The 14,269-nt window shown below is 65.1% G+C and carries 15 protein-coding genes and 1 tRNA gene; 8 read left to right on the top strand and 8 right to left on the bottom strand.

Annotation, left to right across the window (positions count from 1 at the left end):
* Positions 1 to 177: 177 nt before the first annotated feature.
* Positions 178 to 1,809 (top strand): flavin-containing monooxygenase, encoded by a 1,632-nt coding sequence (locus NU1_RS38950; RefSeq protein WP_245720514.1) that lies wholly within the window; start codon positions 178 to 180, stop codon positions 1,807 to 1,809.
* Between the two features lie 20 nt (positions 1,810 to 1,829).
* Here NU1_RS38950 and NU1_RS38945 read toward each other — a convergent pair whose 3' ends face one another.
* Positions 1,830 to 2,153 (bottom strand): ATP-binding protein, encoded by a 324-nt coding sequence (locus NU1_RS38945; protein WP_067529382.1) that lies wholly within the window; start codon positions 2,151 to 2,153, stop codon positions 1,830 to 1,832.
* Here NU1_RS38945 and NU1_RS38940 point away from each other — a divergent pair.
* Positions 2,152 to 2,562, top strand: coding sequence for a PaaI family thioesterase (locus tag NU1_RS38940; RefSeq protein WP_067529380.1), 411 nt, complete (start codon positions 2,152 to 2,154; stop codon positions 2,560 to 2,562). The two genes, NU1_RS38945 and NU1_RS38940, sit on opposite strands and share 2 nt — an antisense overlap.
* On the opposite strand, the gene NU1_RS38935 is transcribed toward NU1_RS38940, so the two are convergent.
* Both NU1_RS38935 and NU1_RS38930 read right to left on the bottom strand, forming a co-directional pair.
* Entirely contained in the window at positions 2,559 to 3,521 is a 963-nt protein-coding gene (locus tag NU1_RS38935; protein ID WP_067529378.1) for an oxygenase MpaB family protein, read from the bottom strand. The genes NU1_RS38940 and NU1_RS38935 overlap by 4 nt on opposite strands.
* Before the next feature lie 155 nt (positions 3,522 to 3,676).
* Complete coding sequence (locus NU1_RS38930; protein ID WP_084522207.1) at positions 3,677 to 4,972, bottom strand: aldehyde dehydrogenase family protein; 1,296 nt, start codon at positions 4,970 to 4,972, stop codon at positions 3,677 to 3,679.
* 249 nt (positions 4,973 to 5,221) lie between these two features.
* On the opposite strand from NU1_RS38930, the gene NU1_RS38925 reads away from it, so the two are divergent.
* Entirely contained in the window at positions 5,222 to 6,268 is a 1,047-nt protein-coding gene (locus tag NU1_RS38925; protein WP_169815210.1) for an AraC family transcriptional regulator, read from the top strand.
* Here the strand turns inward: NU1_RS38925 and NU1_RS38920 are convergent.
* Complete coding sequence (locus NU1_RS38920; RefSeq protein ID WP_067529374.1) at positions 6,265 to 7,350, bottom strand: oxygenase MpaB family protein; 1,086 nt, start codon at positions 7,348 to 7,350, stop codon at positions 6,265 to 6,267. The genes NU1_RS38925 and NU1_RS38920 overlap by 4 nt on opposite strands.
* 155 nt (positions 7,351 to 7,505) lie before the next feature.
* Complete coding sequence (locus tag NU1_RS38915) at positions 7,506 to 7,880, bottom strand: hypothetical protein (protein WP_067529372.1); 375 nt, start codon at positions 7,878 to 7,880, stop codon at positions 7,506 to 7,508.
* A gap of 172 nt (positions 7,881 to 8,052) precedes the next feature.
* Here NU1_RS38915 and NU1_RS38910 point away from each other — a divergent pair, with 172 nt between their 5' ends.
* Both NU1_RS38910 and NU1_RS38905 read left to right on the top strand, forming a co-directional pair.
* Complete coding sequence (locus tag NU1_RS38910; RefSeq protein WP_067529371.1) at positions 8,053 to 8,271, top strand: DUF6374 family protein; 219 nt, start codon at positions 8,053 to 8,055, stop codon at positions 8,269 to 8,271.
* Positions 8,272 to 8,478: 207 nt separating this feature from the next.
* Positions 8,479 to 8,552, top strand: a tRNA-Ile gene (locus NU1_RS38905).
* 795 nt (positions 8,553 to 9,347) lie between these two features.
* Here the strand turns inward: NU1_RS38905 and NU1_RS38895 are convergent.
* A complete protein-coding gene (locus NU1_RS38895; RefSeq protein WP_067529364.1) occupies positions 9,348 to 10,241 on the bottom strand; it encodes an immunity 49 family protein in 894 nt (297 codons plus the stop codon).
* 599 nt (positions 10,242 to 10,840) lie between these two features.
* On the bottom strand, positions 10,841 to 11,131 hold the full coding sequence (locus NU1_RS38890) for a hypothetical protein (RefSeq protein WP_067529363.1): 291 nt from the start codon (positions 11,129 to 11,131) through the stop codon (positions 10,841 to 10,843).
* A gap of 234 nt (positions 11,132 to 11,365) precedes the next feature.
* On the opposite strand from NU1_RS38890, the gene NU1_RS38885 reads away from it, so the two are divergent.
* The 3 genes from NU1_RS38885 to NU1_RS38875 all read left to right on the top strand — a co-directional run bounded on the left by NU1_RS38885 (position 11,366) and on the right by NU1_RS38875 (position 13,924).
* Positions 11,366 to 11,794 (top strand): nitroreductase/quinone reductase family protein, encoded by a 429-nt coding sequence (locus NU1_RS38885; RefSeq protein WP_067529362.1) that lies wholly within the window; start codon positions 11,366 to 11,368, stop codon positions 11,792 to 11,794.
* Positions 11,795 to 11,967: 173 nt separating this feature from the next.
* A complete protein-coding gene (locus NU1_RS38880) occupies positions 11,968 to 12,975 on the top strand; it encodes a TerC/Alx family metal homeostasis membrane protein (protein ID WP_245720513.1) in 1,008 nt (335 codons plus the stop codon).
* Between the two features lie 454 nt (positions 12,976 to 13,429).
* Positions 13,430 to 13,924 carry a UCP032817 domain-containing protein gene (locus tag NU1_RS38875; protein ID WP_245720512.1) on the top strand — a complete coding sequence of 165 codons (495 nt, stop codon included), beginning with the start codon at positions 13,430 to 13,432 and terminating at the stop codon, positions 13,922 to 13,924.
* 13 nt (positions 13,925 to 13,937) lie between these two features.
* Here NU1_RS38875 and NU1_RS38870 read toward each other — a convergent pair whose 3' ends face one another.
* Positions 13,938 to 14,246 carry a hypothetical protein gene (locus NU1_RS38870; protein ID WP_067529360.1) on the bottom strand — a complete coding sequence of 103 codons (309 nt, stop codon included), beginning with the start codon at positions 14,244 to 14,246 and terminating at the stop codon, positions 13,938 to 13,940.
* Positions 14,247 to 14,269 lie beyond the last annotated feature (23 nt).

Here is a 14,269-nt window from a genome sequence, read left to right as displayed (position 1 = left end):
ATGCTTCTGGCCGGGATCCACTACGTCGGAGGCGTGGATTCCGGCCAAAAGCATGCCGGAATGACGAGGTGGACGGCGATACCTCTTGGTGAGGACCGCTCCTGATCAGTGGGACCGGGGCTCGCGGGCAGCGCCGCGGCGGCCGACCATATGCCTATTCGAAATATCGCTAGACGAATGGGTGAGAGGGCGAGCATGCACTCCAACAGCGGGTCGGACACCCGGTACGACGTGATAATCGTCGGGGCCGGATTCGCGGGCCTCTACGGTGTCCATCACGCGGCGCGTGCGGGCCTGCGGGTGCTCGGTATCGAGGCGGGCGACGATGTGGGCGGCACCTGGTACTGGAATCGCTATCCGGGCGCACGCTGCGATGTCGAGAGCGTCGACTACTCCTACTCCTTCGATGCGCAATTGCAGCAGAGCTGGACGTGGACCGAGCGCTTCGCCGCGCAGCCGGAGATCCACGCCTACCTGCGCCACGTCGCCGACCGGTTCGACGTGCGGCGCCACTACCGGTTCGGCACCCGCGTCACCGCGGCGGAATTCGACGAGACCACCTCGACCTGGACCGTCGGCACCGATCGGGGCGACACCTTCCGATCCCGCTTTGTCGTCTTCGCCACCGGCTGCCTCTCGGAGCCCATCCGCCCGGATATCCCGGGCGCGAACACTTTCGCGGGCGAGGAGCTGTTCACCGCCCGCTGGCCGGAGGCGGGCGCGGACCTCGCGGGCAAGCGCATCGCCGTTATCGGCACCGGCTCGTCGGGTATCCAGGTCTCGCCGCTCCTGGCCCGAGATGCCACCTCGCTCACCGTCTTTCAGCGGTCGCCGAATTACAGTGTGCCCATGCCGAATCGGCCGTGGACCGAGGCCGAGATGCGGCAGATCCGCGAGACCTACCCGCAGCGCCGCGAGAAGTCCTCCTACGCACCGGCGGCCACACCACACGAGAGCATTCAAACCAAGGCCCGCGAGCTGAGCGAGGACGAGCGCCTCGCCGCCATGGAGCAGCGCTGGAACGAGGGCGGCGTGCTGTTCAACAAGGTCTTCCCGGACCAGAACAGCGATATGGCCGCCAATGACATTGTGCGCGAGTTCGCCGACGCCAAGATCCGCGCCAAAATCGCCGACGCCGCTGTCGCCGCCGATCTGATCCCGAACGATCATCCGATCGGCACCAAGCGCATCTGCACCGATGTCGGCTACTACGAGATGTTCAATCAGGAGCACGTCTCGCTGGTGAATCTGCGGCGCGAGCCGATCGAGGAGATCACCGCGACCGGTATCCGTACCGTCGACCGCCAGCTGGAATTCGATGCCATCGTCTACGCCACCGGCTTCGACGCCATGACCGGCGCACTGCTCAGTATCGATCCGAAGGGCGCCAACGGCATTCGGCTACACGAGGCCTTCGCCGACGGCCCGGTCACCTACCTGGGCTTCGGAATTCCCGGTTTCCCCAATATGTTCAGCGTCAACAGCGTCGGAACCCCCTCTGTCATGGCGAATATGGCCTTGCACTCCGAACAGCAGCTGGACTGGATTCTCGCCCTGATCGAGCACTGCCGCACCCGGGATATCGCCCGCGTGCAGGCCCGAACCGAATCGGCGCGGGAGTGGACCGACCACCTCATGGAGGTCGCCGCGGGCACCCTGTTCGTTCGCGCCAATTCCTGGTACCTGGGCGCGAATGTGGAGGGGAAGAAGCGCGTATTCATGCCCTACATCGGCGGTTTCGGCAATTACCGCCGCCGCTGCGACACCGAACGCGAGAACGGCTACCCGGGCTTCGAGCTCAGCCGGTAGTCCCGGTCTCACCCGGAGTTTCACGCAGGCAGCGGTACTCGCAGTTCGACCGACGTGCCACCGCTGCCGGTGTAGACGGCGACGTTCGGCATCAATGCCCGGATGAGTGCCAAGCCACGCCCCCGAATCCCGGTCGACTCCGGTTGCGGCGGCTTCCAACTGCCCTCATCGACCACCCGGATACAGACATCGGACTCGGTCGTCGCCGCCTCGACATGGACGGTGCCGTCCTGATCGCGGTACCCGTGTTCGACAGTATTCGAGCAGGCCTCGGTGACGGCGAGCCGGGCATTACCGCGCAGGTAATCGACCGATGGATCTCGGTGCGGCAGCCTCGATCCCATGACAGCCACCATCGACGCCACCGGTACCGCCCTGTTCCACCAGTCCATGCCGTTCACCGAGCGGCTCGGTGTGCAGGTGCTCGCCCACGGCCCCGAACTGGTTCGCAGCCGCCTGGCTTGGCACGAATCCCTCTGTACCCTCGGCGGAGTCATGCACGGCGGCACGCTCATGGCTCTGGCCGACTCCACCGCCGCCGTCTGCGCCTATCTCAATCTGCCCCAGGGCAAGGTGGGCACCACGACGGTGGAATCCAAGACCAACTTCCTGCGCGCGGTCCGCTCGGGGTATGCCACCGCCACCGCGCGACCGCTGCACGCGGGTCGCGGTTTCATCGTCGTGGAAACCGAGATCCACGACGATGCGGGCAAACTCGTCGCCAAGGTGACGCAAACCCAAGCGGTGTTCTAAGCGGTGCGCCCGGTCCGCCGACCCGCCGATCCGTAGCGCTCACGCGCCTCGGCCGGAGTCACCACGACCGGATTCTCCGGCACCCCGGCTTCGACGTGCTCGCGGTAGAGCCGTGCCGTCATCGGGCCGATGGCGGATCCCAGGACCTTCAGTTTGGCCCGGTCCCCGCTGATCGCCGCCACCGCGAGTTTCGCGGCGGGTCGAATACCCGCGTCGACGATGCCGGGATGGTCGAAGCCGCCGGTTTCACGCATCCACCTGGGCAGGGTGGCGATCACCGCCGGGGCGACGAGACGGCTGCCGAATCCGAGGCGGAAGCCGCGGTCGAACGGGGTGTGCAGCAGGTAGTGCATGGCGCGGTGCGCGCGGTCGGAACTGCACAGCCGCGGCTTCACGGCCGCGAAGTACTCGCGCACCTCGGCTCGGGAGCGCGGTACATCGGTGGATTTGCAGGTTTGCAGTTCGGCGGCGATCACGCAGTCGGCCCAGTACCGCTGCTCCTCGGCGGGGCTGAGCGGGCCCGGTCCGAACATCTCGTAGCACTTGAGGACCGAATGCCAGCCGGTGACGTGAATCCACAGCTGCGAGTCCGGATTGTTGGCGCTGTATCGCTTACCGGTGATCGGCTCGATACCGGTGGCCTTGGCGTGCACCTTCATCAGATGTTCGGCGGATTCGATGGCCATGCGGCTGTCGCCGACCGCCGCGATGAGGAAGTACGCGAAGGTGTGGTCGAGGCGGCCGCGCGGGTCGCTGTAGATACCGCCGACATCGGCGACGGCGGCGGTCAGATCCGGATCGAAGTGTTCGAGGGTGACCGAGCGCTGGAATCCCAGCACCGCGGTCGGCGCGGTCCATACCTTCCACGTCGGTGAGTCGGGTCCGAAGAAGCCGTAATCGACCTCACGGATCTTCCGTACCGGTGCGTTGAACTGCGGACGCTCGGTCTGTGTGGTCATCGCGTGCTCCTTTGCACAAGATCGCTCGAAAACCAGCCGACCAGATTTATACACGAGTGTAGCAATTGTGTCACCGCGACTGCCGGACACTCGCGCTCGGCACGTCCTCACCTGCGACGGAACCGCTTACGCACCCTCCTCGGATTGCGAGAACGCTAGGCGAAAGTGGGCGGTGCGAGATGCACCGACACGTCGTTCACGGCCGTATTCGGCGCTGGCAATCGCGCGCAGACGTAGCCACCGGTGGCATCGTCGGTGGTCCATACGCTGACACTCGGCCCACACCACGGGACCATCGCGCGCTCGATCGCCTCGTCGACGGTATCGACCCGCATCACCGGAAGCACCGGGCCCAGTGTCTGCTGCGTCAGCACCGACATGGCCGGATCGACATCGGCCAGGACGGCCGGGGCGAAGGTGTGCCCCGCACTCACCCCGCCGATGCGCAGGTTCGCACCCTTGTCGAGAGCGTCACGCACCTGATCGGCAACGAAGCGGACATGTGTCTCGGAGGTCATGACATACGGATCGGTGTCCTCCGGATCCTCCGCCCCGAAGGCCGCCACCTCGGTGGCCAACTTGTCGAGAAAGACTTCATAGACCGTGGATTCGACGAATACCCGCTCGATGCTGTGATAGGCCTGTCCGCACTCGGCCAGCCCACCCAGCGCGATCGCGGCGGCGGCCCGATCCAGATCGGCGTCGGCGAACACAATGGCGGTGGATTTGCCGCCGAGCTCGAGACGGCACGGAATCAGTCGGCCCGCGGCGCGCAACGCCACCACCTTGCCGGTATCGGCCGATCCGGTGAAGTGCACATTGTCGACACTGTCGAGCACCGCGGGTCCGGCATCCGGCCCGATTGCGGTGGCCAGCACCGCCGGTGCGCCCAGCCGCGCCCAGCCCGCCGCGATCTCGTGCACGGTCAGCGGTGTCACGCTGGACGGTTTGACCAGGACGGCGCAACCGGACAGCAGTGCGGGGATGATGTCGAAAACCGTGAGGGCCAATGGATATGTCCAGGGCGTGATCACCCCTACCACTGCGCTTCGGTGGTAGGAGACCGACAGGTGCACGGCGAGCGAGGGCAGGCTGTGTGCGCGAGGTCGTTGTACGCCAAGGTATTCCGCGCCGTGGGTACGGTGATAGTCGATGGCCTGCACGGCGAGGGCGAACTCCTGACGCGCCGCGCCTACCGACTTCCCGGTTTCAGTCGCCAGCAACAGGGTGAGCGAATCCTCGTTCTCCAGTAGCCATTCGCGGAATCGATTCACCCAGTGCAGGCGTCCCACGACACCCATCGCACGCCAGGGAATCTGCATGGCGCGGAGCCGACCGACCGTCACGCCCACTTGCTCGGGCGACTGCACCTGAACAGTTCCGACCGGTCGGCCGTCAATGGGGGCAAGTACGGTGATCGATGATTCCCTGACAGTTCTCGTATGCGGCATTCCAGCTCACTTCAGACGAATCGGGAATGGAAGTGCCGCACCGCGATCGGGTAGTTCGGGGGCACACATGAACGACTACCCGGGCTACAGAGCCGCCGCTCGCGGTGCGGCATGATGTCACCGTACGTTCGCCGGGCACACCTCAACAGCGCACAATGGGCCAGGAACCGGCGAATATCGGCCGTCGAAAACGCCCCGTCATCAGCGAATCCGAACCACCGACACGCCGGATTCTGGGACGATTTGCGCATGGACACCGACCGGGCCGACGAGACGATGCGATTGCGTTCCATCGGCAGCGCCGCCCTGCTCGTGGACTACGCGAGTTCCCGCGGCCTGTCGACGGCCGATGTGCTGCGCAGCACCGGAATCCACGCGGCCGACCTCGACGATCAGACCGCCGAGATCACACTTGTCCAGGAAATCACGCTCATCCGCAATATCGTGCGCGGCGTGGAGGACGAACCCGGGCAGGGTTTGCTGGCCGGACTCATGTGCCACGCCACCAGTCTGGGTCTGCTGGGCTTCGCCATCATGAGCAGTCCGACACTGGGCCACGCCATCGATATCGGACTGCGGCATGTGGATCTCACCTACACCATCGCCAACCACACCATGCGGAAGGTCGGCGACGAGGTGTGGATCGTGCGCGACGATCGCCTACTGCCGGAGGAGATTCGCAGCTTCGCACTCGAACGCGACCTGGGCGCGATCTCCACCGTGCAGCAGGATCTGATGTCGATCAAGCCGCCGGTACTGCGGGTGCAGGTGGCGCTGCGGGCGCACCCGATCTATGAGATGTTCGGAGCCGTACTCGGCGTCGACGATATTCGGTTCGATGCCGATCAGAGCATTATGGTCTTCACCAGGAGCGCTCTGAATCTGCCACTGCCGCAGGCGAATATCGCTGTCGCCCGCTACTACGAGCAGCAGTGCGAGGAGCTCATCGAGCGTCGCCGCAGCCGGATCGGCGTCAGCGGGCAGGTACGCAAACTGCTCATTCGCCGCGGCGGGGTGGCCGACCAGAGCCATGTCGCCGCCGACCTCGACGTCAGCGTGCGTACCCTGCGCCGTCGGCTCGCCGATGAGGGCACCACCTTCCGGGAGCTGAGCAATGAGACGATCGGAATGCTGGCGGAGGAACTCCTGGTCGCCGGGCTGACCGTGGAGCAGGTCGCGGATCGATTGGGCTATTCGAGCGTTTCGGCATTCGGTTCGGCGTTTCGGTCGTGGAAGGGTCAGTCGCCCGGGCATTTCGCGCGCAATAACCGCGGACGGACCACGGTGCGGGTCTAGTCGCCGAGGGTCAGCTGCGCCGTGGTGCCCGCCTGCACTGCGGCGCGCACCTCCAATGGGGTCGGCACCGCATAGCGTTCGAATGCGGCTGCGGGGGTCATTGTTTCGGGCCAGTCCGGGGGTACTCGGCGCAGTGCCGGTGCCAGCACGGGCGCGGCGGATGGCGAAATCCAGGCCAGGAGAGCCAGTTTCACCCGGTCGCTGTAGGCGACGGCGCGGAACAGCAGCCGCGCTATCGGACGAACCAGGACGTCGACCAACCAGGACTGTCGCAGATCGGCCAGGTCGCGCTGCCAGTGCGGAATGGTGGAAAGTGTTGCCGCCCGCATGATTCCGTTGAGCAGCCAGGCGAATGGCCGCAGAACACCCGGGTAGCGCGGATAGATGTGACGCGGCTCGAGCAGGTGGTGCATTGCCTTCTGAGTGGTCTCCGAGGCGACCAGGCGCGGCCGGATCTCGTCGAAGTAGGCGCGCACGCCATCACGGCTGCGCGGCACCCGATTCGGGTCGCAGGTCTGTAGTTGGGCGGCAATGGCACACTGCGCCCAGTACTCCTGCTCCTCGGCGTCGGAAAGCGGTCCGGGGCCGAGCGTTTCGTAGCTGTAGAGGATGGAGTGCCAGGCGGTCAGGAGAATCCAGAGCTGGCTGTCGGGATTATTGGCCTCGTACGGCAGGCCCGACACCGGCTCGATGCCCTGGCCGTGCTTGGCGTGAATCTTCGTCAGCACCTCTGCGGATTTCACCACCGTCTCGCTGTCGCCGACTATGACGGTGGAGAAGTAGGCGAGGGTGTGGTCGTAGCGCGCCTGCGGATCCCGGTAGATCTTGCCGGTGCGGTCGACCGCCGCCACCAGGAACGGGTCCAGCTCCTCGATCACCACCGAGCGCGAGAAGCCGCAGACCGCACTGGTCGGATACATCCAGACCCGCCAGGCCACCGAGTCGGGTCCGAAGAAGCCGTAATCCTTGGCGGGGGTGATTCGGCCGCGCAGCCACCGCAGTGGTTTGCGGCGACGCTTGGTGGGCTCACCGCGCCAGGCCGGTGGCAGGTGGGATGGATCGGCGTGCGGCTGACTGCTCATCGTTCGCTCCTTCGCGAATCGCTGGCACCGGCTGATCAGATAAATCGTAGGCGGGTGGGCCTTATAGCAGCGGCGGTTCGGGGTACGCGATCGACGGACCGCACCCGCGGATGTATGGGTCGGCGGGGTTGGCGCGCAGGGTGACTGGCTGCGGCCTATCGACGCACCGGACCGGAGGACGCCGAACTCTCCCCCGCCACCGTGAACGAGTCGCTACGCCCACGCGCCTCCAACCGACCATCCCCCCAACTCGCACTGCCGTAGGCATCGACCTCGATGGCGTACTCCCCTGCGGCCAACGTGTCGGGCAACCGCACCGATGTCGAAGGTTGCCCATCCACAATGTCCAGATACGCCCGCTGCGCCTCATCCCCCAGCGCGACCAAGAAGATTCGCGCGCACTCGAACCGCCGACGCGCGTCCGCCGGCATCAGCGCCCACCGGATGCCGAAAGATCGCTCTACCGAATCGATGACCTCGACGGTGACCCGCAGCGTCCCCAGCCCCTCGAGCCCCGCCCGGTCTCGCACGACGTCCTCCCTCGAGCACCCGACCGGCCGCACACTCACCGCACGCCTCAGCGGGTTTCCACTCTGCAATCAGGCTGGCACGGACGGCGCCTTCGAGGCAACGCGTATACGCCCCGCAAACACCCCCGCCTGCTATCGAAACTATGTTCGACTCGAGGTAGTCTGCCGAACCATGCCAGACCTCGACCCCGTGGCCATAGCCCACATGCAGCTCAATGATGTCCGCCGCCAACTCCTCGACGCCGCCGCCTTCGGCAAACTGACCCCGCCCGAATGGCTGGAGCACATGGCCGGAAGGGTCGCCGACGGCCTGCGCATCTACACCGCGGCCCTCGACAGCCGCACCCCCGAATTCCATCCGGCGAATCTTGTCGACGATATCGACCATTAGTTTGCTGACGAGGTAGCTCGAGCCAGGGCATTGCGGGGCAGCCGGATTCGGACCCGCGACCGTCGGACAGTGAGTTCGGGCCCGGGCGGGTGAGCTGCACAAAATCCAGCCCACCTCGACACACCAACCCTCAACCCCAGCCCGACTAGGCATCACCCCACCCGGAGCGATAACATCTCCGAGCCCGCTCATTTTCCGCAGCGGTCAGGGGCGGTAGCTCAGTCGGTTAGAGCCGTGGACTCATAATCCATTGGTCGCGGGTTCGAGCCCCGCCCGCCCCACTTAGACCCCCTGACCTGCGCAGACTCTGCGCAGGATCGTAAAGACGATTCAGTACATAGCTCGAAGAGCAATGAATTTTGCGCTGACACGGCCGAACAAGCGTTCCAGCAGGCCGCCCGCACCCGAGTACGTCCGCAGCAACTATCGAGCCCTGCAATAGTTCTTCAAATACCTTGCGGCAGAAGAAATCATCAACAGCGACCCGTTCGACAAGATGACGCTGCCCGACGCCCTGAAAGCCGTACGGCAGTCCCGCCCGATGAGGCACTCCGTGCGCTGGTCCGGCTGGACGAAACCTTCACCGGCCCGAGGCTTTGCGCCACGATCGTCGGCCGCCTCGCCTTCCGCGGCCACATCATCGAAACCGGCATCGACTCCTACCGCCTCGCCCGGACAACGCGAGCAGTGGCCGCGGCGAGACGACATCGAAGTTCACCGATAGATAGCTGGTCAACATGCAGAAACCGCTGCCACGGGCAATTACCATCAACGACTACGCCGTCTGAACAACCGGATCCGCCCGTACGCCAACGACTCTGCGCGGGCGGACACTTCCTATGTGGGGTCCCGGACTGGTAGGAACCACGTCCCCGCGCGGATGCACGTGCCAGCACGAACCCGGATAGCACGTCAGTCTCGAAGACTGCGGTCTCATCCTCAGTCGCTGGTTCCCGCAGATCGCGTACCGCTGCCAGAGCGATGGCTAGGTCCAGGCTGGATGGGATGGAGAAGCCGAAGCGGTCATGAACTCATCGACTATTGGTTCAACCTACAGCCGGGTCCGCAGGAAGGACTTACTCGCCGTGTAGTAGGCGCGCCGGTAGATAATTGGACCCGATGCCCAGCTCCCACCCGTGAACCCGGATGGCGAGCTTGACCAGCGCGATCGTGCCGAACGGCAACAGGCTTCGTGGGGGCGCGTCGACTGCTGCGTTGTCGCGATACTGGGTGAGACGGGTGGTCAACGCGTGTTCGAAGGTCGACCGGTCGTCTTCCAGGAGTGTGCGGAGCAGCTGTTGATCCGATGTCAGTGGACCGACTGCATCCAATTGTCGTGCAGCCTCGGCGCGCTCGTCCGCGTCGGGCTTGCGCAGAACCAATGACGACCCGTGCACGGAGGAGTTCGGCTGCCACGGCCCGACCAGGTAGATGCACAATGCGTCCATCTCCGCGATATCTGCTGGATCCGACTGCGATTCCAGCGGCGAGTGCGGCACTCCCTCACGGATGGTGGGCGCGTAGTCGACGAGCAGCAGCCCGCCGATCACTCGGTCTCGCTCCCACGGTCCGCTGATCAGGCACAATGAGAACACTTGCCGCCAGGTTCGTGCGGTCGGCGCCTGGTCGACAAGAGACCTGTAGTCGACTACCTCGCTACTGAACATCTCATCGATGAGCGGGAGAGGCACCTCCTGGTCGCCGTTGGGAAACGCGCCAAGGCTCAGAGCCCCGAGAGCGCACTCCGCTGCAGTGCGCAGGACGACGGCCGAATCAGGCGAACAGAGCTCGGGGTCCTCCGCGATGCGAGCGGCGAGGTGGTCGAGGAGCCCGTCGCACATCTCCTGTAGTGACCCGAGGGACAGGCCGTCGTACCAGTGCTCCCAGTGGATCCTTGTGCGCTCGGAGATGCCGTCGAGTGCGTAGGCCATCCGCCACTCATCGACACGGTGGCTCGCCACTTCCCGCACGTCGCAGTCCTTTCATGTTCAGCCTGTCCGGAGCGGGAGCCACGCACTCGACTGGGGGCGACACCGCCCAGCGAGCTCGTCAGCACTACGGAACCGGCCACCGCTACGTTGAGATTGTGCCTTGCCCCCACTGTTGGGGACAGTGACGTCACCGTTCGTCGTCACGATCACGGCTGAACTGACATACGCGGCGTCCGATTTCGCCGATAAACGACGCCGGAATTCACTGGCACAACCACTTTGCGGTTGCAGCGAAGGCTGGCTTCACGCAGCACGTCTATGTCGTTGCGGTCCCGCAGATTCGGCGCGCCACCGCAGGCCTGAGTGATTCGCATACCTTCCCAGATTCGTTCCTTGCGCATGGCTTCCTGGTACTGCGCCAAGTGAGCGGCAGGTTTTCATCCCGGAGTCCGACCAATCCTGTTCGGAGACATGTGCTTTCATTCGGAAGCATGAATGAGTGGACCGTTGCCGAGATGGGTCGGCGGCTGCCGGATAACCCACCCCAGCGTGACGGCATCGATAGGCACTCCGAACCCGGGTTGGCTGCCGGGCTCGAGTGCGATCAAGTGTGATCCGTTACGGCGTGAGCCCGTGGATCAGGGGGTCTGGTCCTGCTGGGCGAGCACGAAGGCACCTTGGCCTTCAGGGTCCAGTCCGGTGTCGAGGATCTTGTCGTCGAGGAAGGCGGCTGCCTGCTCGTCCATGAAGATGCGGGATCCGTCGGCATCCAGGACCTTGTCTTGCTCTGCCGGTGCCTCGGCGACCGCCAACGCGATGGCCTCGGCGTTTTCCGTCGCGAAGATTCGCAATCCGGAACCTTCCGGTGTGCCCTCTGCGGAGGTGAGGGTGCGAACGGCCTCGATGGCGGTGGGGGTGAGCATCAACATGGTGTCCGGTTCCTTTCCGCTGTCATGACAACTCAGCCAGGAAGAGCTGAGTCCAGTCCCGCAGGTCGGTTCCCACCCCGATCACCATCGGCATGGGCACCCAGCCCGGCACTCCCCCATGAGTAGCCAGAAACTCTTCGGCGAAACAACGCGCTCCTCGGAGCGTGGACGAGCGCGGTCTTCCGCCTCGAGCGATGCTTGAGGTTCGGCAGAACCAAATGGTCAGGAGGAACTGTGGCAGACCTGTTCGTGAATGTGTTGCGGGGGCATCAGTGGCTCTACGAGAAGAGTGGCGGGTTGGTGGGGCATCGGCTCCTGTTCGGCAACCCGACATTGCTGTTGCGGACGGTGGGGCGGAAGAGCGGGAAGGATCGGACCAATGCGTTGACGTACGCGCGGGATGGGAAGGACTATCTCGTGACCGCGTCCAATGGCGGGTCCGTTCGACCGCCGGGGTGGTTGGCGAATGTGAAGGCCAAGGGGGACTGCGAGATTCAGGTGGGGAGTGAGAGGATCGCGGTGACCGGGCGGGCCACCTATCCGGATGATCCGGAGTACGCGCGGCGGTGGGCGTTGGTGGACAAGGTCAATGGGGGCCGGTACTCGGCCTATCAGGAGAAGACCTCGCGGCCCATCGCGGTGGTGGTGCTCAGCCCCCGATGAACTGGACAGTTGGACGGGAGAGCTGAGGGTCGGCTATCGTGGCTCGCGAGGGGAGTACTTCCCAAGCATCACTCCGGTCAATACGGATCGCGTCATCGCGGTCCCCGGATGGTCGCCTACGGTCTCGTAGGTGAAGGAGACCTCGGCTGGTTGATCCTGTCCGAGGAGTTCTCTTGAGTCTCGCCGTATCCCACTTCGCGACTTCCACCACCATCGAAACCGTTGGCACGCCCGGACTGTGGGCGCTGACGATTCTCGGCGTGACCGGCCTGCTGGTGCTGGATTTCGCGCTCACCCGACGCCCCCGTGACCCGTCCATGCGGGAAGCGTTGGGGTGGACGATCTTCTACATCGCACTCCCCGTCGCATTCGGCGTATATCTTTGGGCCAGTATGGGTTCCACGCCGGGCGTGGAGTTCTTCACCGGGTATCTGCTGGAGAAATCGCTCTCGGTCGACAACCTGTTCATCTTCATGCTGCTGCTATCGGCGTTCGCGGTGCCCGCGGCGCTGGCGCAGCGGGTGCTGCTGTACGGCATCGCGGGAGCATTGGTCTTGCGCGGCATCTTCATCGCGCTCGGCGCCACGGCGCTGGCGACCTTGGACTGGGCCTTCCTGCTTTTCGGCATGATATTGCTGGTTACCGCGGTGAAGTTGATTGTCGACGCGCTCGGTGGGCAGGAGGCCGATGTCGATGTGAACTCGATGAAGTCGGTGCGGCTGCTGCGCAGGTTCATGCCGGTCACCGATGATTACCGTGGCACCCGGTTGACGGTTGTCGAGAAGGGCCGCCGGGCGCTCACCCCGCTGGCCCTGGTCGTGGCCGCCGTAATGATCACCGACCTGGTGTTCGCGGTCGACTCGGTACCCGCCGTGTACGGGGTGACCGGTGACCCGTTCCTGGTGTTCGCCACCAACGCCTTCGCGCTACTCGGTTTGCGCGCACTGTATTTCGTGCTGCACGCCGCCCTCTCGCGACTGGTGCACCTGGTCTACGGTCTGGCGATCATCCTCGCCTTCATCGGCGTGAAACTGGTGCTGCACTGGGCGCACGATGTCTGGACCGCGGTGCCGACCATCCCGACGCTCGCCTCGCTGGGCGTGATCGTGGTGGTGTTGGCGACCGTCACCGCCACCAGCCTGTGGACCACCCGGAGTGCAGAGGTTTCGGTCGCGAACTGATCGATCGGGGTGGGGTGCGCAGCCCCGTGCCCGACCTCAGTCCCCACCTCCTCCACCGCAACCACCGCCTCCTCCACTACATTCGCTGCCGCCCCATCCCCCAGCGCTGCAGGCGCCACCACGGTCACCCGAGCCGGTGCAGCCACCCCCGTATCCGCGATAAGCAGATCCCCCGCCCTTGGCCGCCCAGCGCCTACGCCTTCTCGCCCGTTCCTGCATCGAATCGATCCGAAACATCAGCATGAAGAAGCCGATCGCCCCCGCCAGCATGACCACCACGAGGCCGAGTACGCCTACCCACGGCAATATCCACTGGGCCAGAGATAAACCACCCATGACCACTCCGATTCCCGCTGCGGCGCTTCGGTAACCCTCTGATCCAGTGGGATTGACCGGTCCGAAGCCCATGAAATTGAGGTTTGATCGATCAACCCGCGCCGCCGTACCGTGAATCGTGTTGCGTAAACGCCTGAGCCGCCTTCGAATCGATCGGATCAATAGCGCCGTCGATGCGCTGGAGTTGCCGGAAGCCGTATTCAAGACCTCCCCCTGGCAGCCACGCGAACTGGTGGAAACCGGTCTGCGGCAATGGTTGCGGTGCTGCGGGGCCGCCATCCGCGATGAGCAGGTGATCGGAATGCCGTCGCACGCGGTGGATGAGGCGTGGCACGGGTTGATCCTGTGCACCATGCGGTATCAACGCTTCTGCGATACCGCGTACGGGCGGTTCCTGCACCACTTCCCCGACGGCGAGGGGTCAGGGGGCACTGCGGCGGGTTCCATGGCGGATCAGTTGGGGCGCACCGTGGTCGCGTGGTCGATAGTGGCGCGGCCCGATGAGACGTGTGTGCTGTGGGATCTGGACGCGCGAGTCGGGGTCGAGCATCCGTGGGGTATCCCGGCGGAGCGGGTCGTCCGCATCGAGGAGGAACTGCGGTCGGGTTCCTGACAGACCGGCGCCCTCAGCTCCCGCCGCCGCCACCGCCGCCCCCACAGCCACCACCGCCGCCGCTCGAACCTCCCCCGCAGCTCGAACCTCCGCCGTAGCCCGAGTCACCGCCGTAGCCCGAATCGCCGCCGTAGCCCGAATCGCCGCCGTAGCCCGAACCCCCGTCCCGGCTATCGCCGCCGCCGGATTCGTACCCGGTGTGGTGCACGCTCCGCCAGCGTCGTATCCGATCGCGAGTCCGGAGGTCGGAGACCACCGTCCAGGCGTACCAGCCGAGAACACACAGCAGGAGAACGAGCGCCGCTCCTAGAAATAGTTCCATGAGCGAAAGCTACCGTCGCGCTT

It is taken from the genome of Nocardia uniformis NBRC 13702 (assembly GCF_001613345.1).
GTDB classification, from domain to species: Bacteria; Actinomycetota; Actinomycetes; order Mycobacteriales; family Mycobacteriaceae; genus Nocardia; species Nocardia uniformis.
The sequence above is the reverse complement of the archived record's forward strand: the minus strand, read 5'-3'. Positions and strand labels throughout refer to the sequence as shown.

Bases quoted from the DNA above. Each gene is read 5' to 3' on its own strand.
- NU1_RS38950 (WP_245720514.1), top strand. From the start codon at position 178: ATGGGTGAGAGGGCGAGCATGCACTCCAACAGCGGGTCGGACACCCGG.
- NU1_RS38940 (WP_067529380.1), top strand. From the start codon at position 2,152: ATGACAGCCACCATCGACGCCACCGGTACCGCCCTGTTCCACCAGTCC.
- NU1_RS38945 (WP_067529382.1), bottom strand. From the start codon at position 2,153: ATGGGATCGAGGCTGCCGCACCGAGATCCATCGGTCGATTACCTGCGC.
- NU1_RS38935 (WP_067529378.1), bottom strand. From the start codon at position 3,521: ATGACCACACAGACCGAGCGTCCGCAGTTCAACGCACCGGTACGGAAG.
- NU1_RS38930 (WP_084522207.1), bottom strand. From the start codon at position 4,972: ATGCCGCATACGAGAACTGTCAGGGAATCATCGATCACCGTACTTGCC.
- NU1_RS38925 (WP_169815210.1), top strand. From the start codon at position 5,222: ATGGACACCGACCGGGCCGACGAGACGATGCGATTGCGTTCCATCGGC.
- NU1_RS38920 (WP_067529374.1), bottom strand. From the start codon at position 7,350: ATGAGCAGTCAGCCGCACGCCGATCCATCCCACCTGCCACCGGCCTGG.
- NU1_RS38910 (WP_067529371.1), top strand. From the start codon at position 8,053: ATGCCAGACCTCGACCCCGTGGCCATAGCCCACATGCAGCTCAATGAT.
- NU1_RS38890 (WP_067529363.1), bottom strand. From the start codon at position 11,131: ATGTTGATGCTCACCCCCACCGCCATCGAGGCCGTTCGCACCCTCACC.
- NU1_RS38870 (WP_067529360.1), bottom strand. From the start codon at position 14,246: ATGGAACTATTTCTAGGAGCGGCGCTCGTTCTCCTGCTGTGTGTTCTC.